This window comes from Paenibacillus sp. NPDC057886, from assembly GCF_042796655.1.
GTDB lineage: Bacteria > Bacillota > Bacilli > Paenibacillales > Paenibacillaceae > Paenibacillus.
Genome location: NZ_JBHVMZ010000011.1, coordinates 52,210 through 78,551, shown reverse-complemented (window position 1 = coordinate 78,551; position 26,342 = coordinate 52,210). Strand labels below are relative to the sequence as shown.

The following is a 26,342-nucleotide window of genomic DNA, read 5'->3' as shown; positions in this document are numbered from 1 at the left end:
AGCATTTGCTTTTGATGCCGGAGAGCCTGACCTTTTTGCAGAACCCGGGGGAGGAACTATACATGTATAAATCAATTATTATTGGAACAGGCCCTGCAGGGCTGACAGCAGCAATCTATCTTGCACGTGCCAACTTGAACCCACTCGTTATTGAAGGACCGCAACCTGGTGGTCAACTGACAACAACAACAGAAGTGGAGAACTTCCCAGGTTTCCCTGACGGCATTATGGGTCCTGAACTGATGGACAATATGCGCAAACAAGCAGAACGCTTCGGTGCAGAATTCCGTACAGGCTGGGTAAACAACATCGATATGAGCGAGCGTCCATTCAAAATTCAGGTTGAAGGTATGGGTGAGCTCGTATCCGAAACCTTGATTCTGTCTACTGGCGCATCTGCTAAATACCTTGGTATTCCTGGCGAAGAAACGAATGTGGGCCGTGGTGTCAGCACTTGTGCCACATGTGACGGATTCTTCTTCCGCAACAAAGAAATCATCGTTATTGGCGGTGGCGACTCCGCGCTGGAGGAAGCGAGCTTCCTGTCTCGTTTCGGTTCCAAAGTAACTTTGGTACACCGTCGTGAAGAACTGCGTGGTTCCAAAATCATGCAGGATCGTGCACGTAGCAATGAGAAAGTGGAAATGGCATTGAACCGTACCCCTCTTGAAGTGCTGGCTGGCGACAACGGCGTAACTGGATTGAAAGTATTGAACAACGAAACAGGTGAAGAAGAAGTGATCCCTGCTAGCGGCGTATTCGTAGCAATTGGTCACACACCAAACACTGGATTCCTGGGCGGACAGATTACAACCGATGAACACGGTTATATTCTGACTACACCGGGCACATCCGAAACCAATATCCCAGGCGTATTCGCTTGTGGTGACGTGCAGGATACCCGTTACAAACAAGCGATCACAGCAGCAGGCAGCGGATGTATGGCTGCGATGGATACAGAGAAATATATTGAGAGCTTGGAGCACAGCGCAGTAGTCCTGTAAGGGAAGAGCTGTTTTGATCAATAGATTAGTCCATAAAAAAAATATGAGGTGAATAAACATGGAGAACGTAATTGTATACACATCAACCAACTGCCCAAACTGCAAATCGGTAAAAAGCTTCCTGGCTGACAAAGGCATCTCTTATGAAGAGCGTAACATCGAGACAAGCGATGAGTTCGCACAACAAGTATGGGACATGGGTGTTCGTGCCGTACCTCTGACTGTCATTGGTGAACACCGCATTCTGGGTATGAACAAAACTCAATTCGCCAAAGCGCTGGACGCTTAATTTATCCTGTATAGGGTAGTTTAAGTCACATGCAGCTATTCCGGTTCGCGCGAGCCGTTTGAATATATATTGGAGAAGCCTTAGTCCAGATCAGGACTGAGGCTTCTTTTATCTGCAACATGAAAAATCCCCTTTCACAGCTACAACAGAGCACATGTTTCATGAACTCTTTTGTGGATGTAAAAGGGGATTTGACGTTAAAATCAAACATATTTTATCTAAAAAAAGATACTCATAAAGGTCTGAAATACTACATACACCAGTACGCCTGAAAGCATGTACATGAAACCAGCCTTCTTTCTGCTCTGAAACAATCGAAGTATGCCAAGGCTGAACAGCGGCGCAAGCACGATCAGGAACAGGAGTACGGTGACAAACATTTGCGCCGAGATATCTGAAGTATCCACGTAGGTCACGAATTTTCACTCCGTTTCGTCATCGGAATTAACACAGTGGCATTCATGCCGCCATGACAAAAATCACATAACCCTATTATACCTCTGGATTTCTTTAACAAAAAGGGAGGAAATGGGGCAAAATGATGTCAATTTTCATCGCTTATTAGACGGACACTCTTATTTTGCCTAAAAATTGGGAAATGGCTGAGTAAGCGGCACCAACACGTGTGGACCGACTGCCCAGAGCAGCCCATTCAATCTGTAAACTGCGGCGGTGATAGGGCAACGTACGCTCCTCCACCACTTGTTTCAGCGCCGTTTCAATCCATGGTCCTGCTTCAGAAAGAGGGCCGCCAATAATGATGCGCTCAGGATTGAAACTGTTGACGATATTGGTGATGCCAACTCCCAGTTTGCGGCCGATTTCCTGGTATAGCTTCAATACATCTTCATGGCCATGCTGTGCATAATCAATCAATTCCCGCGTAGTATGTGCCGGCAAAAGCAACTGATGATCCGGGTGCTCATAAGCTTTCTCCGACGCATATAACTCCCAGCAGCCACGATTGCCACAGGAGCAAGGCCTGCCCTCTGCTTCAATGGACATATGGCCTGTTTCTCCGGCATATCCCCAGGCTCCTTTGTACAGCTCGCCGTCCACCATAATACCTGAACCGATCCCAATGCCTGCACTAATGTAAATCAGATGACGTACACCAATGCCCGCACCAAAATTCAACTCTCCGTGAGCGCCTGCATTCGCTTCGTTATCAATCGTGACAGGCAGCTCGAATGCTTCTTCCAGCATGGCGCGCAGTGGCACTTTCTCCCACCCCAGGTTGGGTGCAAAGAGTACCGTTCCTTCCTCATCCACCATGCCCGGCACCCCGATACCAATACCAATCACACCGTGAGGGGAGGAAGGGGCTGCCTGAATCAGATGTTCTGCCGCAAGTTTCAACTGTTCTAATACTGAGGAGACATCATGTTGCTCCAGCTTCACTGCGTACTCTGTGATGATATGACCTTCCAGGTCGGTAAGCACACCCTTTAAGTGGGTCACGCTGAGCTCCAAACCTACGGCATATCCCGATGTACCGCGAAATAGCAGCATCAGAGGTTTACGTCCACCGCTGGATTCCCCAGGGCCGATTTCTTGCAAGAGTTCATCATTGATCAGATCGGCAACCAGATTGGATACCGTAGCTTTATTCAGCCCTGTAATCTCGGATACCCGTGCACGGGAAAGGGGAGCATGACGCCGAATCGTATCCAGGACGATTGACTTGTTTATTTTTTTGACCAGCATCTGGTCTCCGGTAATTTTCATATCCATAAGGCACTCCTATTCTTGTATAAAAGGGTTCAGACCCGCTATCCGTAAACAAGCTATTCGACTATTATAGCGTAAACAAACGTGCAAAAAAAATTTTATTTTTACTTTGTTTAACCAATAGACAAAGTATAACCGATGTGATAGGATAACGTTGTAAACGATTACTTTTAAAACTATTGAGGAGGCATTTTACATGGCCTATTTTGAATCCGTTAATAAAATTTCGTTCGAAGGTAAAGATTCCACGAATCCATTTGCTTTTAAACATTATAATCCGGAAGAAGTTGTAGCCGGCAAATCGATGGAAGAGCACTTCCGTTTCGGCATGGCTTACTGGCATACATTAACAGCGGGCGGTAGTGACCCGTTTGGTGCGGAGACTGCTGTTCGTTCTTGGGATAAATACTCCGGTCTGGACCTCGCGAAAGTACGTGTGGAAGCGGCATTTGAATTTTTGGAAAAAATGAATCTACCGTTCTTCTGTTTCCACGATGTGGACATCGCACCAGAAGGCAACAGCCTGCGTGAGTTCTACAGCAACATCGATACGATTGTTGACCTGATTGAAGGTCACATGAAATCCAGCGGCAAAAAACTGCTCTGGAATACAGCGAACATGTTCTCCAACCCACGCTTCATGTTTGGTGCAGCTTCCACTTGCAACGCAGACGTGTACGCTCATGCTGCAGCGCAAATCAAGAAAGGTTTGGAAGTGGGTAAACGTCTGGGCGCAGAAAACTATGTGTTCTGGGGCGGTCGTGAAGGTTATGACACATTGCTGAACACAGACATGCAGCTGGAGCAAGACAACATTGCCCGCATGTTCCACATGGCAGTAGACTACGCGAAGGAAATTGGCTTCGATGCACAATTCCTGATCGAGCCTAAACCGAAAGAGCCAACCAAGCACCAATATGACTATGATGCAGCAACTTCCATTGCCTTCTTGCAAAAATACGGTTTGGACAAACACTTCAAACTGAACTTGGAAGCTAACCATGCTACACTGGCTGGTCACACATTCGATCACGAGATCCGCGTTGCCCGCACAAACGGCATGCTCGGTTCCCTCGATGCGAACCAAGGCGACATGCTGATCGGTTGGGATACGGATGAGTTCCCGGTTGATATGTACGATGCTACATTGACCATGTACGAAGTATTGAAAAACGGCGGTATCGGCCGTGGTGGTGTGAACTTCGACGCCAAAGTACGTCGTGGTTCCTTCGAAGCAGACGATCTGTTCCTGGCACACATCGCTGGTATGGATACGTATGCTAAAGGTCTGAAAGTGGCAGCAAAATTGATTGAAGATCGCGTATTCGATGACTTCATCGAAAAACGTTACAGCAGCTTCAGCGAAGGTATTGGTGCAGATGTGGTTGCAGGTAAAGCAACACTGGCTTCCCTTGCAGAGTACGCGCTGAACAACGAAAGCCCACGCAAAAACCAATCCGGACGTCAGGAATTGCTGAGAGCAAAACTCAACCAATACATCCTGGCTGACTAATACCAGGTTTCACCTATGCAAGGTATGGCATGTAACCATGCCTGCCCTGTACAAGCTTGTACCACGGAACGCCTGAACAAGCATGACATTCGGACCGTCCCCGACTTTCCCCTGGGAAGGCGGGGGCGGTTTTTTGATACCCGAGCCAATGATACCCGAGTGACCTACAGACGTATCAAGGTTTCATTTATAACCAATGAGGAATCAAGGTCATTGGATCAATCTTTCCGTTATAAGAACGAGTACGTTTTTACTGTTTTGATATAAATGTTTGTCTAAGATGGTGCATGCAGAACGAAGTGAGCAGAAAGGACCCGAGGAAGCGAAGTGTGCGCATTTATCCCCGGATTTCTCCCTTGCTAAAGGGTATAAAGGAAATCCGGGGGTAACGGCGATCCGAGGGTTTTCTGATCACGGAGTGCCCACATGAGCATCAAAGTTTCATTTATACAATCCTGTTACAAACGAGAGGAGTTAACCCATGAGTTACGTAATTGGTGTCGATCTGGGAACAAGCGCAGTCAAAACTGTGCTTGTTAATATTGAAGGGAAAGTGGCATTTGAAGCATCCGAGGCTTATCCGCTGTACCAGCCCAAAGCTGGATACAGTGAGCAGAACCCGGAGGATTGGGTAGAACAGACAATTGTGTCGCTGCGCAAATTGCTGGAAGTGTCCGGCGTACATCCTTCGGAAATCGAAGGACTGAGCTTCTCCGGACAGATGCATGGATTGGTGCTGGTAGATGCTGAGGGTAAACCGCTGCGCAATGCCATTCTGTGGAACGATACACGGACAACGGCTCAGTGCCGCCGCATTGAGAAAGTACTGGATGGCAAATTGTTAAGCATTGCCCGCAACCGTGCACTCGAAGGTTTTACTCTGCCTAAAATCCTGTGGGTACAGGAGAACGAGCCAGAATTGCTGCAACAAGCGGCCTTGTTCCTGTTGCCGAAGGACTATGTGCGGTATCGCCTGACAGGTGATTATGCTATGGATTATTCGGATGCAGCGGGCACTTTGCTGCTGGACGTTGCAGGCAAGCAGTGGAGCAAAGAAATCGCGGAAGCTTTTGAACTGCCGTTATCCTTGTGCCCACGTCTTGTGGAGTCATTTGAGGAAGTAGGCACATTACTGCCTGAGATTGCGGATCAAACCGGACTTGCAGCGGCAACCAAAGTATATGCGGGCGGTGCGGACAATGCATGCGGAGCCATTGGCGCTGGCATTCTGAGTGAAGGACAGACGATGTGCAGCATCGGAACGTCCGGGGTAGTACTTTCCTATGAAGAGCGCAAGGATCTCGATTTCGAAGGCAAAGTGCACTTTTTTAACCATGGCGAGAAGGATGCCTTCTATATTATGGGGGTAACGCTTGCGGCAGGATACAGCTTGTCCTGGTTCAAGGATACTTTTGCAGCAGACAAATCATTTGATGTGCTCTTGCAGGGCATTGATGCGATTCCGGCGGGAAGCAACGGGTTGCTGTTCACCCCTTATATCGTTGGCGAGCGTACGCCGCACCCGGATGCGAACATTCGTGGAAGTTTTATCGGCATGGATGCAGGGCATAAGCTGGAGCACTTTGGGCGTGCTGTGATGGAGGGGATTACGTTCTCGCTGCGGGAGTCCATCGATATTCTGCGTAACGCTGGCAAAACGGTGAATGAAGTTATCTCCATTGGTGGCGGTGCTAAAAATGAAGCCTGGCTGCAAATGCAGGCCGATGTCTTCAATGCAACCATTGTGAAATTGGAAAGTGAGCAAGGTCCAGCAATGGGCGCGGCGATGCTGGCAGCTTATGGCTGTGGTTGGTTCCCATCCTTGCAAGAATGTGCAGCAGCGTTCATTCGTCCTGCCAAATCCTATGCGCCTAACCCGGATACGGTTAAGGTGTATGACGGATTGTTTGCGCTATATCAGGATGTGTATGGGCAAACACGCAGCCTGAACGACCGTCTGGCTGCATATCGTTAATTATTCAAACCTCTTCTATATTGAGATCTCAATAGGTCATTAAATATTAAACCAATGAAATATTACATTAAGGAGGCACCTGCCAAAGCGGGTGCCCTTTTTGTCGTTGTCCAAGAAAAGAAGGACAGATCGTATTTTGAAGGTTTCTAAACGTCATGAAAGGTTGCCCAGCCAGACATAACCCTGTTCCAGATGCGCATAGATTAGATACTGAGTTTACAGGGGTTCAGCTAATTGAATCATCCATTTCATATCAGTCATTACGCGTGACAGACTCAGCCTGGAGGTGGGGAGTTGGAAGATCGTGAAGAAACCACGAGGCCGCATGTCACCTTGTCCATGATTGTCCGCAATGAGGAGCACAGGTATCTTAGACAGGCATTGGAGACTCACCGGCCGTGGATTGATCGTGCAATGATCATTGACGATGGTAGTACGGACCATACCGTCGCTTTATGCCAGGAAATGCTGGAGGGAATTCCGCTTACATTGATTGTGAACCCGGCCTCCCTGTTTGCAGATGAGGTAAGTTTACGCAAGCAGCAGTGGGAGACAACGGTGGCTACCGGACCGGAATGGATTTTAAACCTGGAGGCGGATGAAATTCTGACGACGGATTTTGGCATTGTTCGGAATCAATTGTTAAGTGGAACGGAGGATGCCATTTATTTCAGGCTTTTTGATATGTGGAGCGAGACACATTACCGGGAAGATCAATACTGGCAGGCTCATGCGTATTATCGGCCATTTCTGGTTCGATACCGCCCCGAATGGAGCTATGACTGGAAGGAAACCCCCAGCACTGCGGCCGTTTTCCGCTAACGATTCAGCATTTTGCCTATGGATGTCACTCCCCTCGGGTGAAGTATTATGGTTGGGCACGTGCAGAGGACCGGATTCGTAAATACGAGCGCTATCAGGCACTGGACCCGGATGCAAGATATGGCTGGAAGGAACAGTACGAATCCATTTTGGATGCAGAGCCTAGACTCCTGCAATGGTCGGAATAAGGAAAGGAGGACAATCCATTTGAAGAAGGAAAACGAACAAGGAGAAGAAGAGCAAAAGGAAAAGGAAAGGATTCTTATCGCAAGCCCTGTTCGGCAGACGGCCGCGGTACTCCGTGAATTTCTCCAGTCCCTGGAATCGCTTGAGCGAACGACGGTAACGACAGACTATCTGTTTGTGGACGACAATGAAGAAGAAGCGGCATCCAATATGCTCCATGAGTTTGCACTTCGACATGAAGGTCGCCTTATGGATGCCAATGTAGATGAAGCAGATACCAGTCAGGGAAAAGGAATATACAACAAGGACGAGGGTGGGCATTATTGGCGCGACGAACAGATCTGGCGGGTAGCGGGACTGAAAAATCGAATTTTGGCATATGCCCGTGACCAGAAGTACGATGCCGTGTTCCTGATTGATTCCGACCTCGTCCTGCATCCACGGACATTGGAACAGCTCGTATCCAACAGGAAGGAGATTGTCTCCAATATCTTCTGGACACGATGGCAGCCGGGCACAAGGGAAATGCCACAAGTCTGGTTGCAGGATGAGTACGCCCTCTTTCGCAAAGGAGGCAAACGCATCATAGGGGAGGAAGCAGAGGACGAGAATATACAAACGGATACGTTTCTGAGGCAATTGCGTACCCCGGGCTGTTATGAAGTGGGGGGACTTGGGGCGTGTACCCTTATTCGCAGGAACGTATTGGAGTCCGGGGTTTCCTATGACCAGATTCCGAATGTATCTTTCTGGGGAGAAGATCGCCATTTTTGCATCCGTGCTCAAGCACTGGGTTTCCGATTATATGTGGATACACATTTTCCGGCCTATCACATCTATCGACTATCGGAATTGCCCGGAGTAGCTGCTTTTAATCGCAGAGCCATACGCGGAGAGGAATCGATCAGTATTTCGCTATGTATGATTGTGAAAAATGAAGGGGCTTCCCTCGCCAGATGTCTGGACTCGGTTAACGGAATCGCTGACGAGATTGTGATCGTAGATACGGGGTCGACGGACCAGACGCGTCAGATCGCGGCTTGTTATACGGAACGCATTATCGATTTTGAATGGGTGGATGATTTTGCGGTGGCAAGGAACTTTGCCTTTGAACAAGCAACAAGTGAATATATATTATGGCTGGATGCAGATGACGTGTTTGAACCGGATGACCGAGTGAAGCTCATTGAACTGAAGCGTTCCCTGGACCCTGCTGTGGATAGTGTTACGATGGATTATCATCTGTCCTTTACGGAGGAGGGGAAGGTGTCATATAGTCTAAGGCGGAACCGGCTGGTGCGCCGGAATCGGAATTATCGCTGGATTGGTGCAGTGCATGAATATCTGGAAGTGGCTGGTCATCTGCTGCATAGTGATGTGGCAGTCACGCATAAAAAAGATAAGGAATACACGAATCGCAATCTAAAAATTTATCGCAAACGCGAACAGGCAGGGGAGGAATTCTCTCCGCGTGATTTATATTATTTTGGCAATGAACTAAAAGACCACGGGCATCTGGAAGATGCAGTGCAGTACTATAGAAAATTTCTGGACACCGGGCTGGGATGGGTGGAAGATCAGATCGCGGCATGCCAGAAGATAGCTGATTGCGAGGCATCGCTTAAACATTCGGAAAAGGAAGTCTCGGCATTGCTGAGATCCTTTGCCTTTGATTTGCCGAGGGCAGAGATTTGCTGCCGATTGGGTGGATATTTTGCCGACCGTACCGATTACCGCAAAGCCTTATACTGGTATGAGCAGGCGACCCGCGCCGTACGCCCGACCGATCCAATGGTAGTATTAAACGAAGCTGCATGGACATGGATGCCGCATTTACAATTGTGTGTGTGTTATGACCGGATGGGCAATCGGGCAAAAGCCAAAGAGCACAATGATATTGCTTTGATGTACCATCCGACACATCCCAGCATGTTGTATAATGATAAATATTTTAAGGATCTGGAGAAGGATAGTGTGCTGGGAAATGCTTAAAGCAAACCTCTCTAAAGGAATAAAGTGGATAAATAATCCCTTTTTCCATGGAGAGGTTTTTGTGTTTCCATATAACTGTATACCGGAGACTTTGATGTACATACTCTCTCACAAGAAATTGGATCAAATGATTACATCCAGGGGACGATATGCTTTACAATAGTGACTAACGGAAAAGCGGTGATAACGAATACTTGTCTTCGGCTGCCGAATCTATGAAACAAGGGGAAGTTGGCATGAATCTGACGGAAGTATTACTAGAATCGAGACTGGTGGCTATTGTTCGCGGTATTAGCCGGGAATCTGCTCAGGCAGCAGGGCAAGGGATGACCGATGGGGGAATCCGTCTGATGGAAGTGACACTTAACACACCTGGGGCACACGATATTATTGCAGACTGGCGCGAACGGCATGAGGGTAAGGCTTACATCGGGGCAGGCACGGTACTGAATGTGCAGATGGCCGAAGAAGCCGTTGCAGCGGGTGCTCAATTTCTCGTGTCTCCGAATGTCGATCTGTCCGTTATTGAATATGCTGTAGAACATGGAGTGGAGATCTGGCCCGGTGCGATGACTCCAACGGAGATTGTGGCTGCTTATGAAGCAGGAGCAAAAGTGGTGAAGCTGTTCCCAATGGCGAGTCTGGGTATTCCGTATTTACGTGAAATTAAGGCTCCACTGAATCATATTCCACTGCTTGCAACAGGAGGAGCCACCCTGGATAACATTACAGATTATTATGCTGCGGGTGCGGCAGCAGTGGGCCTTGGAAGTGCACTTTTACCAAAAGAAGCACTCGCAGCAGGGAATGATGAGCAGATTGCCGCTTGCACACGTGCATTTGTGAATATCGCGAAAATTGAGGGTTGAACCATGTGCTAATGGAAGTGGATCGGACACATCGGGGTATATATAAGGAGAACTTCTGTACCATTGGATAATATAAGAAGTGATGTAGATTAACGTCCTGTTAACCTTGCTGTCGTATGATGGAGTTAGGCCAGAAAACGGAGAGGAGTGACACCAGTGAAAGCTAAAACGATGATTGGCGGGATGATTGCGGTTGCCGCGGTAACTGCGGGTGGTTTATGGAAGGCAGCGGTGAAGAGTCAGACGCCCAAAAAGATTCCGATTACGCTCACACCGCCTATGCCATTTGAGGATATAACCTTCGAGAGTGGAGGCGGGCGAGTGCATGGCTGGTTCATTCCGGCTGGAGCTCATGTCCCGAAGCCTTGGCCGTTGGTTATTATTGCACATGGATGGGGCTCCAACCGATCCCGTGTCCTCCGTTATGCACGTCCTATTTGGGAAGCAGGGTACGCTCTCTTTATGTACGATGTTCGAAGTCATGGAGCCAGTGATCCGGTTAAAGCGGCTTCAGCTTACCTGTTCCGTGACGATCTGCTGTCAGCATTGCAATATACGTCGTCACGACCGGAAATTGATCCTGCTGCAATCGGTGTGCTTGGGCACTCCTTGGGCGGACTAGGGACGATTCTCGCTGTGACGGAGGACATTCCTGTAGCAGCGGTGATCACAGACTCCATGCCATCCCAATTCGAGGTTATCGTCAGTTCCGAGCTGAGACGGCGACGTCTGCCTCTGTTTCCGCTGGCCCAGCTGATTCCGAGAATCTGGTTCTGGCGGCTTGGTGAATCTCTGAAAACGTATCGTAAGCGTGATCCTGTCATGCTGCTGAATGAACGGCGCAAAGGAATGCAGCTTCCGATGCTTATGGTACATTCCAAAGGGGATAACTTTATTCCACCAAGCGAACTTGATTATTTTATGTCCAAAGCTGATCCGCCCGTGGAGCATCTGTGGGTCAATAGCGGTGGGCATAGCTGTTCAGAAGAAGATCCTGCGTTCTGGAATACGGTGATTCCTTTTTTGAAAAATCATGTCCAGGTGCAGGCTCAGTCCAATGAATCTGTTATACCAAACGTCAATATAGAGAAAATTCAGTCCACTTAATGCTCAGGCTGATCGTCGAAACGCCAACCCGGTTGGTGTTTTTTGCTGTTTCTATAAAATATGCAGAAATTCACATTTGTAAAATTGTTGGGAAAATGACGATTAAAAAGGAAGCTTATGGTATCATAGAATAGACTGGCAATATTCATGCGAGGTTATTTTGCATGCATCCTTGTATGAAATTGAAGGGAGAGGTCCAGATTTGAGTTTTGATTGGAATTTTAATGTACGATTCAAAATGTTCACAGCCAAAGCGGCTACAGCAGCCATGGCAACTTTGCTTCTGGCATCACAGACACCAGGGTTTGCAGGCAGCGCGTCGGCAGCAACAGCGGAACAGGTAACCGAAGCCGCAGCGGGGGAAGCGGAACAACCACTTGGATTAACAGACAACGAGGTGCCTGAAGGAGCCAAAATCTCCTCCAAGCAAGCCAGCGAGAATATACTGAAATTATTTCCATTGTTAAAAAAGGCGACGATTTCATACGCAAAATTTGATTCACCGAACTCTTTTCCACCACCAGATTACAAGGCATGGGATATCGGATTTGAACTGCGTGAAGGGAATCGGTCCACTGGATTCAGCGCAGCGGTACATGCGGTTACAGGGGAAGTACTAAGTGTACATTTGCCTTCTGAGTTGCTGGAAAAGCAGGTTTCAGATTCGGAGACGAAATTAACGAAAACCGAAGCGAGAAAGCAGGCAGATGAGTTTCTGTATAAGGCAATTCCGAATCTGAAGGAAGATGGTTTTGTTGCCGTTGATGAACGGTATATAAACAATGCGCAGCAATCCCTGTTTGGCCGAACAGAATATACTTACAGCTACCAGCTGAAACATGAAGGCTTGGTATCCGAGGCGGAAACAGCCTACATAAGTGTGGATCAGAGCGGCGGTTTGGTGACGGGATATTCACGAACTACGATTGGAGCTGAATATCCATCATCGAAGGCAGCCATTTCAGCGGAGCAGGCTCAGCAGAAGTTCGAGGAACAGTTCGATGTTCAGCTGGCCTATATTAGCGAAGAACGATTTTCTTCTCGCAAAGGCCAAAAGTATTACTTGGGATACACGCCGAAAAATTCAAGTGTTACGCCACTAGATGCGAATACACTGGATCGAATCAACAGCATGACAGGTGAAGCTATTGCCCAGGAAGTTTCCCAGGAGGACAAACCTCTGAAAGGCAGTGTAGCTGCCTTTACACCGAATACTGGATCGAAATTGAATGCTCAGCAGGCAGAGAAGCTGGTCAAAAAGAGTTTTAATATACCGGAAGGTTATCAATTGGATTACAGCCAGTTAACCAAAGGCAGTTTTGCAAGTCCAAACAATCAGGTCTGGAGCCTGAGCTGGAGCAACCGCAATGCAAGTGTGTCTTACATGTTTATGAGAGACATTTCGGCACAGGTTGATGCGGCAACCGGACAGATCTACAGTGTGAACATTTATCAGCGCATGATGCCGGGCATGGAGCAGGAGAAGTCAGAGACGGAAGTGAAAGGTAAGACCGTAACCAAATCTCAGGCGGAGAAACTGGCTGTTAATACAGTCATCTCACTTGTGCCGGATGCAAGCAAGCAATTCCGACTTTCATCGGTGCTTGAACTGGACGATGCACGAACATTTATATTTCAACGGTACTTAAACGGAATCTTGGTTAAGGATGATACGGTTCAGGTACAAGTTTCAAATGATGGAACGATCAATGAATATTATTCGCTGATTGCTGCAACGCCAGAGCAACTGCCGACGGATGTCAAACCGGCCATCAGCTATGAGAAAGCCAAGGCTTCCTACCTTGAAGAATTCAAGTTGGTACTGGCCTACTCGCGTTATGGAGGATTCAGCATGGGCAACAGTGAATCGGTTCCCGTGGGTACCAAGCTTGCCTACATGCCTACTCGAACTGACAGTTCGTTGACTAGCATCACGTATGAAGTACTGGATGCCAACACGGGAGAATGGAAGTCGATGTACGGCAGTATGACTGGAGCAGTTCAAGTTACAACCAGCGATACTACAGGACATGCCGCTAAAGCAGCCCTGCAGAATATGGTGCAACATGGTGTGCTTCTTGCAGATGAACAGGGACGTGTATTCCCAGACCGGGTCATCACCAAGGGTGATTGGTTTACCTATCTGGCAAGAGCAGTTAATCCAAATATGGATATGTATTATAGTGGAGATGGGGATGGCAATCTATATGCTGACATCACCCCAGAGAGCCCTTATTACCAAGCTGTACGGACATTGATCGATCAACGCTGGTTAGCCGGTGCCGATTCTGAAACGAAGTTAAATCCAGAGGAGGAGATGACTCGTGAAGAGTTGGCAGTATTACTCGTGCGCATTTTGCGCTATGAGAAGCTGGCCGGATTCTACACGTTGCCTTCGGATCTTCCCAACCTGGCAGATGCCAGTGCAGTCAACAACAAGGGAGCTGTCTCCCTCAGCATCAAGCTGGGATTGTTGCCTTCAATCGAAGGACGATTCATGCCTGCACGCAAAGTGACGGTTGCCGAGGCGGCTCAGGTATTGGAACGGCTGGCCAAGCTTCAGGGCAAGACGGATACCTTTATGAGCGGCAATCGTTTATATTGATTGGGGTTTGTTGCATAAATGCCCGGAAGAGTCATATGATGAGGATAACGGGTAGGTTAGGTTTGTTTTGCTGAAGACAGGGGACCTTCTGCGGAGGGTCTCTTTTAATGCTTTTCGACAAAACTAGAAGCCTGCCGTCAATCCCTTTTGTGATACAATGAGGCATGAGAACTTTGCAAAGAGAGGTGGTATCCTTTCATGGGCAAGCACGGAAAACGAGTGATAACCCTGCTATTGGCTGGCTGTCTCGTCGCTGTGGCACTGCCACATGCAGTCGATCTCGATCAGCTGTACGCGGCGTCGGGAACATCGGACATATCCACGAATACGGATTTGCGCGAGACGTTGCTGAATGCGATGTCCCAGCGTACGGAGGAACTTGTTTTTACATACAAAGGCAATGTGAAAGGCCTCAAGAAACAGTTGCAGAGCTCCATTGACGAAGCAATGACCAGTGATCCCTATATTCAATATACCGTTAAAAGTTATGCATTTAACTATAAAGGCTCCAATGTATCTGCAGAGGTACATGTGAAGCTGGCCTATCGGGAAACGAAGGAACAGACCGATTATGTGAACCGCAAGGTGACCAACGTGCTGAAAGAGATTATCGTGCCTGGCATGACGAATCATGAGAAAGTTAAAGCCATTCATGACTGGATTGTACTTAACCTTTCCTACGATACATCCTTGCAGAAATATACTGCATACGATGGACTTGTTACCGGAAGTACCGTATGTCAGGGATATTCACTGCTTGCTTATCGCATGCTGGAGCAGGTGGGTATAGATAACCGGATTGTGGAAGGAACGGCTGGTGAGCAATTACACGCCTGGAATCTCGTCAAGCTGGATGGAAAGTGGTACCATATGGATACGACGTGGGATGATCCTACTCCTGACCGTAAGGGCAAGGTAAGTCACAGTTATTATTTGCTCAGTGATGATGAGATGGCACGTGATCATGTCTGGACAGCTAAAGGCAAGTATCCTGCTGCATCTGCCCCCTATCGTGAGGCTTTGCAAACGTTGGTGAAGGCGGGAGGCAGTAAGGCAACCGCGTATAAGAAGTTGTATCATGCGCTGGAATATTCGCTCTACGACGAAAGCGATGCGGTTAGTGGTCATTCCGCGCTGAAAACAAAAGTTCAGAGTGTGCTTAAGGATGGCGGAACTTCGCTGACTTTCAGATACAAAGGTACCGAGACGAGACTTGTAGAGGATTTGCAGGATTTGTATCAGCTTGGTATGAAGTCAATATCGTATTACGTGTCCAACATGGAGGATACCGTCGATCTGCGTGTGAAGATTGCCTGGACCATGTGACAGCAGACTGTATGAATGATTATAATAGGACACACCTTATGGTGAACAAGGACGCTCATGGATGAGCGTTCTTTTTGCTTGAGTGATAGCTATCCCGAAACTTGGACGAAAAAAATAGGCATCCTTCTCTCCAGTGGAAAGAAGGATGCCTATACAATAACGTTATTCGTTTGTTGTTGTAAAATCACATTCCTGTAATGGTACGACTTTTGTTTTCTTAATAAATTTATAACCCAGCCATAATATCAGGAACAGCGGAACGCTTAAGTATACGACGAGGGCTCCGCTCCAATCGATCTGATCGCCTGTGAACGCCTGATAGTTCTGTCCAATAATGACGATGATACATAACACAAAAGCAAAGATCGGACCAAATGGGAACCAGCGTGCACGATAGGGCAAATCGTTCAAATCACGTCCCTGAGCCACATAGGCACGGCGGAAGCGATAATGGCTGATGGCGATGCCGAGCCAGGTGATAAAGCCACACATGCCGGATGCATTAAGCAGCCAAGTGTATACAATACCATCACCGAAAAGGGAGGCTAGAAAAGCGAGCATACCCACCGCTGTAGTCAAGAGAAGGGCATTCATTGGTATGCCCTTTTTGTTCAACCGACCCAGGAAGCGAGGCGCTTTGCCATCTCGGGCGAGAGCATACAGGACGCGGCTTGAAGCATACATGCCTGAATTTCCGGCAGACAGTACAGAGGTCAAAATAACAGCATTCATGACAGAAGCAGCAATGGCCAGACCCGCCTTTTCAAAGACAAGAGTAAACGGACTGACTCCGATGTTGTTCAGATCCCCTTTAAGCAGATTCGGATGGGTGTAAGGAATGATCAGACTGATAACTGTGATTGCCAGAATGTAGAAGATCAAAATACGCCAGAACACTTGCCGAATAGCACGAGGGACATTTTCACGCGGATTTTCACTCTCACCGGCTGCGACGCCAATGAGCTCCGTTCCCTGGAAAGAGAACCCTGCAGCCATAAATACACCGAGAACCGCGAAGAATCCACCATGGAATGGTGCGTCCCCTACAGTAAAGTTGCTGAACCCAACCGCTTCTCCGCCGATAATGCCGAAGATCATGAGCACACCAACGGTAAGAAAGATGATCACTGTAGCGACTTTGATAATGGCGAACCAGTATTCCGACTCTCCATACCCTTTAACGGACAACACATTCAGAGCAAAGATTAATACGAGAAATAACAGACTCCACAACATGGATGAACTGTCAGGGAACCAGTATTTGATGAGTACGGTTGCGGCAGCGAGCTCTGCCGCAATGGTGACGGCCCAGTTGTACCAGAAATTCCAGCCCATGGCGAAACCAAGGGCCGGATCGACAAAGCGGGCCGCATACGTATTGAATGAACCGGAGTCCGGCATGAAGGTAGCCAGTTCTCCGAGACTGGTCATTAGAAAGAAGACCATGATGCCGACGGCAGCGTAAGCAATCAGTGCACCGCCTGGACCTGCATTGGAAATGGCAGTTCCACTTGCGAGGAACAGTCCTGTACCAATGGATCCACCGAGTGCAATCATGGTCATATGCCGTGCGCGTAGTCCTTTTTTCAGGGTAGGTCCTGTTGCGGTTTGGTTGTTGCGGTCTTGCATGGAAACACTCCTTTTTTCAGCATACTAATGGGTTCAGAACAATGGAAAATAACACAAAAGACCGCAGGCATTAGCCTGCGGTCTTTATTATCAATCGTCCGCACCTCGTCCCAAATGTTTAAGATAGCTCAACACAGAAGAAATCATACCCTCCGGGGAAGGCATCATACATCTGTGACAGTTCTGCACCTTTCGGCAACAGCCCCAGCCGCGCTGGACAACGTAAGGAACCGTCCTGCGGGCTTCGGCGGGTGCACCTTTCGGCTGAATTCATAAGCGGCTCCTTAGCGCCTCCTTCAGCGTACTGATCGCACCCGCGACCTCTACCTCATCATCATGGATGAGGTGTATCTATTGTCTATGAAATTATAAATCACAGAACGTAACACTCCATGTTCTGTTTAATAAACAGACAATCAGTATAACCCCCATGGTATTCCAGCGCAATAACAATTGTTGGATATGAATCGAAAGGACTATTCCAACGTCTTGTTACGCCCAGCCATCTGCTGCCATACGGTTCCGGCTGCCTGTTCCCCGGATTCAATCCGTTCCAGTGCCATTTTGGCTTGCAGGCTGACTTCAAACTCAGGGTCATCGGCTGCCTTCCGCAGAGCTTGCTCTGCTTCTTCGGTTCCAACTTCGTACAGGAAGCGGGCTGCACGCCAGCGTACAAGTTTGCTTTTGTCAGATAACGTAGCTGTCATGGCTGCTGTTGCAGCAGGATCACCGATATCGGAGAGAGTATCTCCTGCAGTCCGACGTACGGCAGGCGAACTATCCTGCAGAGCTTCGTACAGCAGTTCCATCGCTTCCGGTGTACGGATATCACCGAGATATACAACAGCCAGCCGGCGTATCTGCATTTTATTGTCATGGAGTGCATGGGCAACGAGTGGCAATCGTTCTGCTGTTGGCTCCATACCATCAAATGCAGCGTAGCGAACATTCCAGTCCTCATGATGAAGAGCCTCTTCAAGCTCGGCACCATCCAGCTGACGGCGACGTTCAACGAACTCTTCGGAGTTGGTTCCGTGCTCGATAGCTTGTTGAATTACGCCTTCCAGACGCTCTGGCGGATATGCTGCTTCCAGCTCCTGTTCAACTTCTCTTGCAATATCAGGCAATTCCCCGTAGCGAACACCGTAATCACTCAGTTTCCGTTCCTTGATCAGCGTTGCGCTGGCGACTTCAGTAACGGCTTTGACGAACCGATCCGAGAGCGAGATTCGCTCTTCCTTGGCGCCGGCTTTGACCCGAATTTGCATCGGCACACCTCTGAAGAATTGAACGAATACCTGTGCTTCACCGAAGTGCTCACCAGAGGCATCTTCAGATTCGATCCAATCCAGATCAATTCCTTGCTGCCCGAGACGGCTTTGAACTTCGCCAAGAATGACGGCCCAGTCCGCATTTCCCTTACGGTCAAGCGCTACGAAGTCGGTCGTGTGGAATACACTTTTTACTCCGGGAATATGAAGCATCTGGCGAATAAACGCCGGAGCAGACCGTTCATTATCCAGTGTATATGTTCTGCGGATTCCGTCCTCCAGACGTTCATCCAGATGCAGCATCATCGTATTGGGACTGGGTGTTGGTTCAATGGAAACAATATTCATCGGTTCATAACCTCCTGTACCGGATTCATTCTTAAAGTTCCCGTAATTAGCACGGGCATATCCCTATTTTACATGAATTGCCGCAAACTGCGAAATGGGTAATGAACCTTACACAGTTTGTGAAGAAGTACGAAGATAGTTAACACTTCTTTTATGTTCACACACGAACATTTTTAAATGAAGATTGGCACAATAAGAAAAGAGAATGAACTGGAGGTTAAAACTATGAAACCCATTACCGTACTTTCGGACAGAAGTCGTGGTATTGATTATGACAATATAATTAATTTGCTGAATGAATGGATAACAGACGAGCAGAGGGAGTCCGCAGTGAAGAAAGGAAAGAACGTGAATAGCGAGGAGGAGGCGAAATGGGGCAAAGCTCATTATTGTATTGTGGATTATCAGGACGCTGGGCAAGCCGTATCAGCTGCAAATGCTATTCGGGCATTTATGCCACAGATTCCTTTACTGGTGATTACGGATTTCCAATCCCTGATTCGCAAGCGCCATTTGCAGCTTATTACAGGTACGGGGCTGATAAAGATGATTCTCTGGCAAGAGAAAGAACCAGATAGGCTGATCATGGAAATCCAGCGGTGGCTGGATTCTTTTGCATACAAAACGAAAACAGCTCTGACCTCAACCCAGTCGATGAGACGATGACAGAGAGAGGAAATGAGCCGTTATCTAATGTCGACGTTTACTAAATGACGTATTTATATCCCGTCCCCCAAACCGTCTTGATATACCGCGGATTTTTGGGGTTGGGTTCAATTTTTTTACGCAGACTGGAGATGTGTACATCGATTGTACGGTCCAGATATGCCCGTTCTGAGCCTTTAATTCGGTCCATGAGTTCATTGCGGGTGAACACTTTGCCAGGATTTCGGTACAACTCCTTCATAATTTCAAACTCAATATGAGTGACCTCAATTTCAGTGCCATTCACAAACAAGGTTCTTCTGTACTCATTCACACTGACATGTCCGACAACTTCAGCAGGTTTGTCCTCTTTTATCGGTTTGTCCGGGTGGCAGATAGCCGATCTGCGCAATAGTGCCTTAATCCGCGCATCAAGCTCTTTCAGACTAAAGGGTTTACACAGAAAATCATCCGCACCATTGTGCAATGCTCGGAGCCGATCATTCAGCATGGTGCTTGCGGAGATCATAAGCACCGGAATAGTCGACTGCTGACGCAAAGATTGTACAAGTTCATTTCCGTCTGTCTCTGGCAGCATCAGATCTGTTACAACAATGTCGGGTTTGAATCCGGCAAAAGCTTGCAGGGCTTCACGTGCATTATGTGCACGTTCAGTTTGGTAGCCTTCTTCCTCGAGGAAGAAAGCGATCATATCTGCCAAGTTTCTTTCGTCTTCAATAAGGAGCACTTTAATGGACATAGGACTACACCTCTGATGTATGAATTTGTTAAGAAACTACTAAGAAAATATCCAGTATAACAAAAAAATGATGTAAGAAATTTAATGTTTTTATCTCAAAATATAGGATGAAGAGTACTAGGTCTATTGATTGTATAACAAACGAAACATTTTGGGATGAAAGGGGCAGTCAGATGCGCTTAATATTATTATCGGGTGGAGCGGGCAAACGTTTATCGCCTTTATCAAATAATAATAGGACTACCTTATCATTACAATCCGTTGCGTAGTATGTATAATGATGTTCCCGAATGCAGCTTTGATGTTGAAGTTGTAGAGAAAACAAAACGGTAACTAAACGGATTATCATATCTGCAGGACGTGGCATCAGTTATCAGGAACATTTAAATCTGGAATTGATAGAGTCACAGATCGAAAAGGAGATTGGTGAAATGGATACAGCACGATTTACGCATGCTTGGGATCACTACGTGCCGCTGACAAGTTGAAATTATGGATAAAGCCTCGACTAAATCGTTAGCGCCAGTCATAGCGTATAAACTTAGAAAACCTTGGATTGGTACGTCCGTTTTAACGATACTGGGCACATTGGGAAGTCTGTATCCTGTCACGCTGTTTTATGGTGTTGATCTCCTGATGGGGTCGTTGGCTTCGCTGATAACACTTCGTATGTTTGGTGGCATGTATGGAATCACGTCCATACTATTGATCAACTTCATGTACATGGTTATATCTGGCAATTGGATATGCAACCTGGTTGATATGACTATTGTTGTACCGGAGATTATTTGGGTCTGGTGTCTTCAAAACAAAAAGAAAAATATAAGTATTATGAAGGCAGATACGTTCTACTGGATCGTCGCGGCAGTCCCTATCTTTGTTATAGGCCACTGGATTTTGAATAGAGATCTGGATAATATCAAATATGTTTTTCTCAATTTCAGTGTAAATGGCATGATTAATGCGCTCATTGCGGGAGTCATTATTGATTATTGGCTTACTAAATATCCAACCCCAAGAGAAAGACCTTTTACTATACCGTTACCCAGTATTGCATTCAAATATATTGTCTCGTTTGTTGTGATTGTATCTTTGATGCTGATTACCGCTGACAGCCGCAGGCAAATGAATGACATTAAGACCTCTATACTAGCCAACCTTAAAAATGCATCATACGGTGTGGTACAGGATCATAACAGAGGGATTCTGAATAAAGATAACCTGCAAAATAGTATACAACTGTATCAACAATATTTTGAAGTGAATCTGATTGTCTTAAATGAACAAGGAGAGATCGTAGCTCCCGCACAGGAAAGTATGAACAGAGGAGAACCATTGAACTTGCGTGAATACCACGCCACTTATATTGATGGAACCCGGTTGTATCAGAAAAATACGAATAATTTCCAAAGGGATACCCTGCAAAATTGGAAAAACACTTCATTCATTTATGAGGTACAGACGATTGAAGGATTTCCGTATAAGATTCTCATTGAAATGGATTCCCAACATGATTACAACCAAATTCGAATGATCTATCTGGTCGCTCTTCAGTCACTCTATCTAATTATGCTTACATCCATGATAATTGCTTCTCCTCTGAGCAGGAAAGTGGTAAGTCCCATGAAGGGCCTTACCCGATTGACAGGTTCGTTGCCACTCATCCTATTCCGTGACCGACAAATTAACTGGCCGACAAGCCGTGTTACTGAAGTCCAGATTCTTATCAACAACTTGAGAAAAATGGCCAATGTGCTGGTCGAACAATTTGAACAAATTCGCCAGGATAAGATGACTTTGGAAGACCGTGTGAATTCAAGGACACAAGAGTTACAAAACAGTGAAGAAATCAAGAAGGCCATTATAGATTCTTCGATTGACCCGATCATTTCCGTAGAACCGAGCGGTATCATCATTGAATTTAATCCGGCAGCTGAACAATTATTTGGATGGCAATGTAGAGAAGTGGTTGGTACAGCTCAAGTCTCTACTTTATTTAAAGGAGCGAGTTTTGAAGAGATAAAAGAGCGATTGGAAAATTTCGGGTATGTCAGGCGACAACGTTTTATTGTTCTTACAGATGAAATTTCCGGTCTGCATCGAGATGGCTCCACTTTCCCAATTGAATATAAAATCGTAGAGATTCAGGTAGGGAATAATGAGATTCTTTATAACCTTTTTATTAAAGATATGACAGAAAGAACGATTGCAGAGGAAGAGAAAGTCAGACAGGCACTTGCTCTGGAAAACTTGAATGGCGAATTGGTTAAGGAAAAAAGCGCTATACAGGAGCAGCGGGATATTAGTGAACACTTTATCGAATCGGTTAGAGAAGGTTTGGTAATGTGTGATCTAAGAGGTACCATTACGATTGTTAACCAGCAGATCGAAAAAATGTTTGGATTAGGTCATTTCTTGGGTCGATCCATAGCGGATTTCGCGAAAGCAATGGATCTTGCTTCCACTACAGCGGATCTGTGTTTGGTGGATAAAGTGAATTCATTTTTATTAAGGGAACTCTCGTTTGTTGAGACGGAATTCACATACGGTGCTGACGGTACGGGCAATGTGTTTTCTTTATATATCAAACACATAGAAAGCCCGCATAAATCTTTGAATCATGGGTTCTTGCTAGTGTTTAGGGATTGTACCGAAGAAGAGCGATTAAATCGAATGAAAAATGAATTGATCAGCGTTGTGTCCCATGAATTAAGAACACCAATTGCAGCCATTATGGGACATGTGGAATTGATGTTGATGTATGACATACCTTCTGAAAAGCGGAATCAGTTTATGCAAACGATATCTGCAGAGGGGAAACGGCTAACAGGTCTTTTGGATGATTTCCTGGATATTCAGCGCTTGGAAAATGATCGAATGACTTATCATATGACGTATGTTCCTCTGATTGAACTTGTAGAAGGTGTCGCGGAACAATGGAACTTGAAAGCGACACAGCGTATATACGTACATGCCTTGGAAGGTGATTTTTTTGCCTATGCGGATCGGAATCGAATCATCCAGGTTCTTCATAATGTCGTAGGGAATGCGGTGAAATATTCACCTGAAGCAGATCGTATAGATATCACTGTTTGGGAAGATGAAGAGCAATTATGTGTGGATATAAGAGATTACGGCATTGGAATTGCCGAAAATGTCCAAGGTAATCTTTTTACCAAATTTTACAGAGTTGATAATTCGGATCACCGACAAATTGGAGGGACAGGATTGGGGTTATATATTTCCAGAAAGATCGTTGAAGATCATGAAGGGACACTAACTTTTTCTTCTGCAAAAAATAAAGGAAGTACATTTAGGATACGTTTGCCTAAGCATGGTGAATTGATTTGAGTGTGACGACTGTAAGGGGGTGCATCAATAGAAAATAACTTTGATTTGAGCAGGCTGAAATATGGACAGACAGTACGATTACTTTATGATGGTCGTCCGAAAAGGGTGGCCGATTCTAAGGAAGGTGAGGTACATTTTTACTCAATATTACTATATAGGCCCTTATAATCATGACGGATAGGAACAGGTTTACACAGAAAGTTTTGTATTGCCTGTTAAGTCTGCTGCTTATTATCAACGAACCGGCCTATGTGGGGGCCCAAAGTACCCAGAAAGATGTATTTAAGGATATTCGTCATTCGTATGCAAATTCAGAAATTAATGATTTAGCACGAAACAAGATTATTGAGGGATACCGGGATGGAACTTTCCGTCCCAATCAGCCGATCAATCGTGAAGAATTTGGAACTATGGTGGCACGTGTTTTATCTCTTCCCAAAGTAGAACCTGGAAACTCTACACCAGCTAGAGTCTCTCCTTGGGCTGAGCCATGGATAGCAGCTGTTGTAGAGGCGAAAATACCAAATGTACTACCAAATAAACACTGGTTTGGTGCTAAAAACAGAGTGACACGGGAAGAAGCCATCATGTGGTATATTCGCGCATTGGGTTTGGAAAACAAGTTACATTCGCTGGATCAAATGCCCGATTTCAAAGATGCCGATCAGATATCAACGGAGGCAAGAAATGCTCTTTGGTTTGCTCAACAGATTGGGATGATTCAGGGCAATGATGGCGGAGAATTTAAGCCACAAGCTATTTTGGATCGGCAGGGAGCTGCAGCTATTAGCCATAGAGTCTATCGCAATGCAGGGAAGTACAAAGCTGAAGCTTCTAAATTAATAGGGATGATGGAACCGGGGGCTTCGACTGAAGAACCTGAAACAGAAGAGCCAACGAATCCGATCCCGACACCGTCGGCTCCAACGAATCCGGGACCGACCCTACCGGATCCAGGACAGACACCACCGGATCCAGGACAGACACCACCGGATCCGGGACAGACACCACCGGATCCGGGGCAGACACCACCGGATCCGGGGCAGACACCACCGGATCCGGGACAGACACCACCGGATCCGGGACAGACACCACCGGATCCGGGGCAGACACCACCGGATCCGGGACAGACACCACCGGATCCAGGACAGACACCACCGGATCCGACGAATCCGGAGGTTATTCCCGTTTCTGTTACATTCGTTACCTATACCATTCCTGGAGCACACGAAGCCTTTGGCTCCAATTGGAGCATGGGGCATATGCTCTTAGATGCCCAGAATCAGGAGATTCCAGCAGATCGTCTTCCTGCAGACTTGCAAGTTGTATTCTCAGATGATTTTCAGATTTTGGGTCCAAGTGGAAATATTTCTAATTTCTATAATATTCCATCACCAGGATCTTTGGTACAGGGACAGATCAGGGTGGCCTCTGCGAAGAACGGAACGGACTGGAATCAGTCTTTTAGTTTGCTGGTGGAGCCATCTTCAACAGGACAACAATTCTTTGCTGTTTCTATTCTACTTGAAGATACTGGAGTTCAAGCGACAACAATCGCCGAAATGGACGAAATGAGAAGTATGTTGTCTTCAATAGACCCTTCATTGAAAGTGACATGGGCCTTGGATAACCGTTTTGTTTTTAGTGAGAGCCAGCGGCCGCAATTACAACGTCTTTTATATTATGTTGATACGTATGGCGATGAAATTGGAATAGCGTCGGGGTACCCTAATAACAACTATTCCTTACCTCAATGGGCAGATGAAATGAATTCATGGTTGTATATGTATCGATATAATGCGTTGAATCACTTACATGTTGGAGGAACCAATGGAGATTCATCGGTATGGGCCAGCATTCCTGATGCATATCGTCCCAAATCATTATCAACCTATGCAGTCAATCCAGAGCAAGCGATGTGGTTGAAGCAAAATTTCAATATTGACTCATTTATGGGATGGGCAGCGACACAATATAATGTGGATCAGCTCTCAGCGGAAGGTTCACCTTTAATGCCATACTGGTCTAATACCAACAATCCCATGGTCCCTGCTCAATCTTCAGCGGATAACAGTGGTTTAATTTTCATGAATGCAATAACTGTTGATCCGATCGGATCACGTTACACTACGGGATCATCGCGCTGGACGATTCATCCTGCAGATCCATACGTGAATGAAATGAATGCTTTACCACAGTTGCGTACCACTTCGAGTTATATCAGTAATCCGTATCGTGAACAGAATACTGTGAACTACTTATCTCTAATTATAGGTGCAAATTGGGTGATGCGAACGCCGAATCTCAAATCGAATTGGTCAGCCTATATTAATCAATTTCCTAAAGAAGCCGTAACCAACGTAGTAGGCGTTCACCAACTATCAGAGATTTATAAACAACGTTCCGGCGGAACTAATGATCACAGTCGTTTCACCCTAATGTTCCGGGGTACGGGGTATACAACATCACTGGGTGGTAACGATTCTCCTTCCAATCTCCGCTACCTTTGGATGGAAAACAAGACAGAAAGAATTGTTCTGGCCAAAGTGGATCAGGAGTCCTCGTGGAATATCATTGATTTTACTGACTATTCACGGACGCCAGTTCCTACACTTCCCTACACACAGAACGGTGCGGCAGATGACATCAGCTATGTGACCGGCAGAAACTATAAGCTTTCTCCCAACGCACCTCTTACACCGGCTGAGGTGGATCGTGTGAAACAGCGGCTTCAATCGATACAGTTTAATGAGACGGTGAACTATCCTTAATTGTCACCATCCGGTGTATTTTATACCGATGAACTCACATATGGGCCTTTATCTTTCTTGGATAGCTTCCGAGAGATAAAGGCTTTTTGTTTTTCAAATTTTAGGATAAAAAAACATGATTTTTTGCAAACTGTCTATATAGCCATAA

Annotated in this window: 19 protein-coding genes and 1 riboswitch; of the genes, 14 read left to right on the top strand and 5 right to left on the bottom strand. The window is 46.5% G+C overall.

What is annotated here, in order from left to right; genetic code table 11:
• Positions 1-62 precede the first annotated feature (62 nt).
• Both trxB and ACFVQB_RS29450 read left to right on the top strand, forming a co-directional pair.
• Complete coding sequence (gene trxB / locus ACFVQB_RS29455; protein WP_036668032.1) at positions 63-1,004, top strand: thioredoxin-disulfide reductase; 942 nt, start codon at positions 63-65, stop codon at positions 1,002-1,004.
• Positions 1,005-1,062: 58 nt separating this feature from the next.
• Positions 1,063-1,293: a glutaredoxin family protein gene (locus tag ACFVQB_RS29450; RefSeq protein ID WP_024631391.1), complete on the top strand. Its 231-nt coding sequence runs from the start codon at positions 1,063-1,065 to the stop codon at positions 1,291-1,293.
• 218 nt (positions 1,294-1,511) lie between these two features.
• Here the strand turns inward: ACFVQB_RS29450 and ACFVQB_RS29445 are convergent, their stop codons facing one another.
• Together ACFVQB_RS29445 and ACFVQB_RS29440 are read right to left on the bottom strand one after the other, a co-directional pair.
• Positions 1,512-1,709: a hypothetical protein gene (locus ACFVQB_RS29445; RefSeq protein WP_379447814.1), complete on the bottom strand. Its 198-nt coding sequence runs from the start codon at positions 1,707-1,709 to the stop codon at positions 1,512-1,514.
• A 145-nt stretch (positions 1,710-1,854) separates the two neighbouring features.
• A complete protein-coding gene (locus ACFVQB_RS29440) occupies positions 1,855-3,021 on the bottom strand; it encodes an ROK family protein (protein WP_379448139.1) in 1,167 nt (388 codons plus the stop codon).
• A gap of 199 nt (positions 3,022-3,220) precedes the next feature.
• Here ACFVQB_RS29440 and xylA point away from each other — a divergent pair, with 199 nt between their 5' ends.
• From xylA to ACFVQB_RS29395, 9 genes are all read left to right on the top strand, one after another.
• Positions 3,221-4,537: a xylose isomerase gene (xylA, locus tag ACFVQB_RS29435; RefSeq protein ID WP_063566575.1), complete on the top strand. Its 1,317-nt coding sequence runs from the start codon at positions 3,221-3,223 to the stop codon at positions 4,535-4,537.
• Between the two features lie 481 nt (positions 4,538-5,018).
• Positions 5,019-6,512, top strand: a complete 1,494-nt coding sequence (xylB, locus tag ACFVQB_RS29430; protein ID WP_379447811.1) for a xylulokinase — start codon at positions 5,019-5,021, stop codon at positions 6,510-6,512.
• A 294-nt stretch (positions 6,513-6,806) separates the two neighbouring features.
• On the top strand, positions 6,807-7,334 hold the full coding sequence (locus ACFVQB_RS29425) for a glycosyltransferase family 2 protein (protein WP_379447809.1): 528 nt from the start codon (positions 6,807-6,809) through the stop codon (positions 7,332-7,334).
• Between the two features lie 38 nt (positions 7,335-7,372).
• Positions 7,373-7,522 carry a hypothetical protein gene (locus ACFVQB_RS29420; protein ID WP_379447807.1) on the top strand — a complete coding sequence of 50 codons (150 nt, stop codon included), beginning with the start codon at positions 7,373-7,375 and terminating at the stop codon, positions 7,520-7,522.
• Between the two features lie 19 nt (positions 7,523-7,541).
• Complete coding sequence (locus ACFVQB_RS29415) at positions 7,542-9,512, top strand: glycosyltransferase (RefSeq protein WP_379447804.1); 1,971 nt, start codon at positions 7,542-7,544, stop codon at positions 9,510-9,512.
• Between the two features lie 236 nt (positions 9,513-9,748).
• The gene (locus ACFVQB_RS29410; protein ID WP_379447802.1) at positions 9,749-10,381 is read left to right on the top strand and encodes a bifunctional 4-hydroxy-2-oxoglutarate aldolase/2-dehydro-3-deoxy-phosphogluconate aldolase; all 633 of its coding nucleotides are present in this window, start codon (positions 9,749-9,751) and stop codon (positions 10,379-10,381) included.
• Between the two features lie 156 nt (positions 10,382-10,537).
• The gene (locus ACFVQB_RS29405) at positions 10,538-11,488 is read left to right on the top strand and encodes an alpha/beta hydrolase (RefSeq protein ID WP_379447799.1); all 951 of its coding nucleotides are present in this window, start codon (positions 10,538-10,540) and stop codon (positions 11,486-11,488) included.
• Between the two features lie 202 nt (positions 11,489-11,690).
• On the top strand, positions 11,691-14,093 hold the full coding sequence (locus ACFVQB_RS29400; protein ID WP_379447797.1) for a YcdB/YcdC domain-containing protein: 2,403 nt from the start codon (positions 11,691-11,693) through the stop codon (positions 14,091-14,093).
• A 198-nt stretch (positions 14,094-14,291) separates the two neighbouring features.
• Positions 14,292-15,419: a transglutaminase domain-containing protein gene (locus tag ACFVQB_RS29395; RefSeq protein WP_379447795.1), complete on the top strand. Its 1,128-nt coding sequence runs from the start codon at positions 14,292-14,294 to the stop codon at positions 15,417-15,419.
• A 162-nt stretch (positions 15,420-15,581) separates the two neighbouring features.
• Here ACFVQB_RS29395 and ACFVQB_RS29390 read toward each other — a convergent pair whose 3' ends face one another.
• Together ACFVQB_RS29390 and ACFVQB_RS29385 are read right to left on the bottom strand one after the other, a co-directional pair.
• Positions 15,582-17,048, bottom strand: coding sequence for an amino acid permease (locus ACFVQB_RS29390; RefSeq protein WP_379447792.1), 1,467 nt, complete (start codon positions 17,046-17,048; stop codon positions 15,582-15,584).
• A gap of 116 nt (positions 17,049-17,164) precedes the next feature.
• Positions 17,165-17,382: riboswitch (Lysine riboswitch) on the bottom strand.
• A gap of 142 nt (positions 17,383-17,524) precedes the next feature.
• A complete protein-coding gene (locus ACFVQB_RS29385) occupies positions 17,525-18,667 on the bottom strand; it encodes a virulence factor (protein WP_379447790.1) in 1,143 nt (380 codons plus the stop codon).
• Positions 18,668-18,892: 225 nt separating this feature from the next.
• On the opposite strand from ACFVQB_RS29385, the gene ACFVQB_RS29380 reads away from it, so the two are divergent.
• The gene (locus tag ACFVQB_RS29380; protein ID WP_379447787.1) at positions 18,893-19,333 is read left to right on the top strand and encodes a hypothetical protein; all 441 of its coding nucleotides are present in this window, start codon (positions 18,893-18,895) and stop codon (positions 19,331-19,333) included.
• A 40-nt stretch (positions 19,334-19,373) separates the two neighbouring features.
• Here the strand turns inward: ACFVQB_RS29380 and ACFVQB_RS29375 are convergent, their stop codons facing one another.
• Positions 19,374-20,072, bottom strand: coding sequence for a response regulator transcription factor (locus ACFVQB_RS29375; RefSeq protein ID WP_379447783.1), 699 nt, complete (start codon positions 20,070-20,072; stop codon positions 19,374-19,376).
• Between the two features lie 897 nt (positions 20,073-20,969).
• Here ACFVQB_RS29375 and ACFVQB_RS29370 point away from each other — a divergent pair.
• A complete protein-coding gene (locus ACFVQB_RS29370) occupies positions 20,970-23,423 on the top strand; it encodes an ATP-binding protein (protein ID WP_379447781.1) in 2,454 nt (817 codons plus the stop codon).
• A gap of 170 nt (positions 23,424-23,593) precedes the next feature.
• Positions 23,594-26,194, top strand: a complete 2,601-nt coding sequence (locus ACFVQB_RS29365) for an S-layer homology domain-containing protein (RefSeq protein ID WP_379447778.1) — start codon at positions 23,594-23,596, stop codon at positions 26,192-26,194.
• Positions 26,195-26,342: the final 148 nt, after the last annotated feature.

What these genes read in the sequence shown, in the direction of transcription:
- ACFVQB_RS29395 (WP_379447795.1), top strand. Translation starts at nt 14,292, where the DNA reads ATGGGCAAGCACGGAAAACGAGTGATAACCCTGCTATTGGCTGGCTGT.
- ACFVQB_RS29380 (WP_379447787.1), top strand. Translation starts at nt 18,893, where the DNA reads ATGAAACCCATTACCGTACTTTCGGACAGAAGTCGTGGTATTGATTAT.
- ACFVQB_RS29410 (WP_379447802.1), top strand. Translation starts at nt 9,749, where the DNA reads ATGAATCTGACGGAAGTATTACTAGAATCGAGACTGGTGGCTATTGTT.
- ACFVQB_RS29390 (WP_379447792.1), bottom strand. Translation starts at nt 17,048, where the DNA reads ATGCAAGACCGCAACAACCAAACCGCAACAGGACCTACCCTGAAAAAA.
- xylA (WP_063566575.1), top strand. Translation starts at nt 3,221, where the DNA reads ATGGCCTATTTTGAATCCGTTAATAAAATTTCGTTCGAAGGTAAAGAT.
- ACFVQB_RS29450 (WP_024631391.1), top strand. Translation starts at nt 1,063, where the DNA reads ATGGAGAACGTAATTGTATACACATCAACCAACTGCCCAAACTGCAAA.
- ACFVQB_RS29375 (WP_379447783.1), bottom strand. Translation starts at nt 20,072, where the DNA reads ATGTCCATTAAAGTGCTCCTTATTGAAGACGAAAGAAACTTGGCAGAT.
- ACFVQB_RS29440 (WP_379448139.1), bottom strand. Translation starts at nt 3,021, where the DNA reads ATGAAAATTACCGGAGACCAGATGCTGGTCAAAAAAATAAACAAGTCA.
- ACFVQB_RS29385 (WP_379447790.1), bottom strand. Translation starts at nt 18,667, where the DNA reads ATGAATATTGTTTCCATTGAACCAACACCCAGTCCCAATACGATGATG.
- trxB (WP_036668032.1), top strand. Translation starts at nt 63, where the DNA reads ATGTATAAATCAATTATTATTGGAACAGGCCCTGCAGGGCTGACAGCA.
- xylB (WP_379447811.1), top strand. Translation starts at nt 5,019, where the DNA reads ATGAGTTACGTAATTGGTGTCGATCTGGGAACAAGCGCAGTCAAAACT.
- ACFVQB_RS29365 (WP_379447778.1), top strand. Translation starts at nt 23,594, where the DNA reads ATGACGGATAGGAACAGGTTTACACAGAAAGTTTTGTATTGCCTGTTA.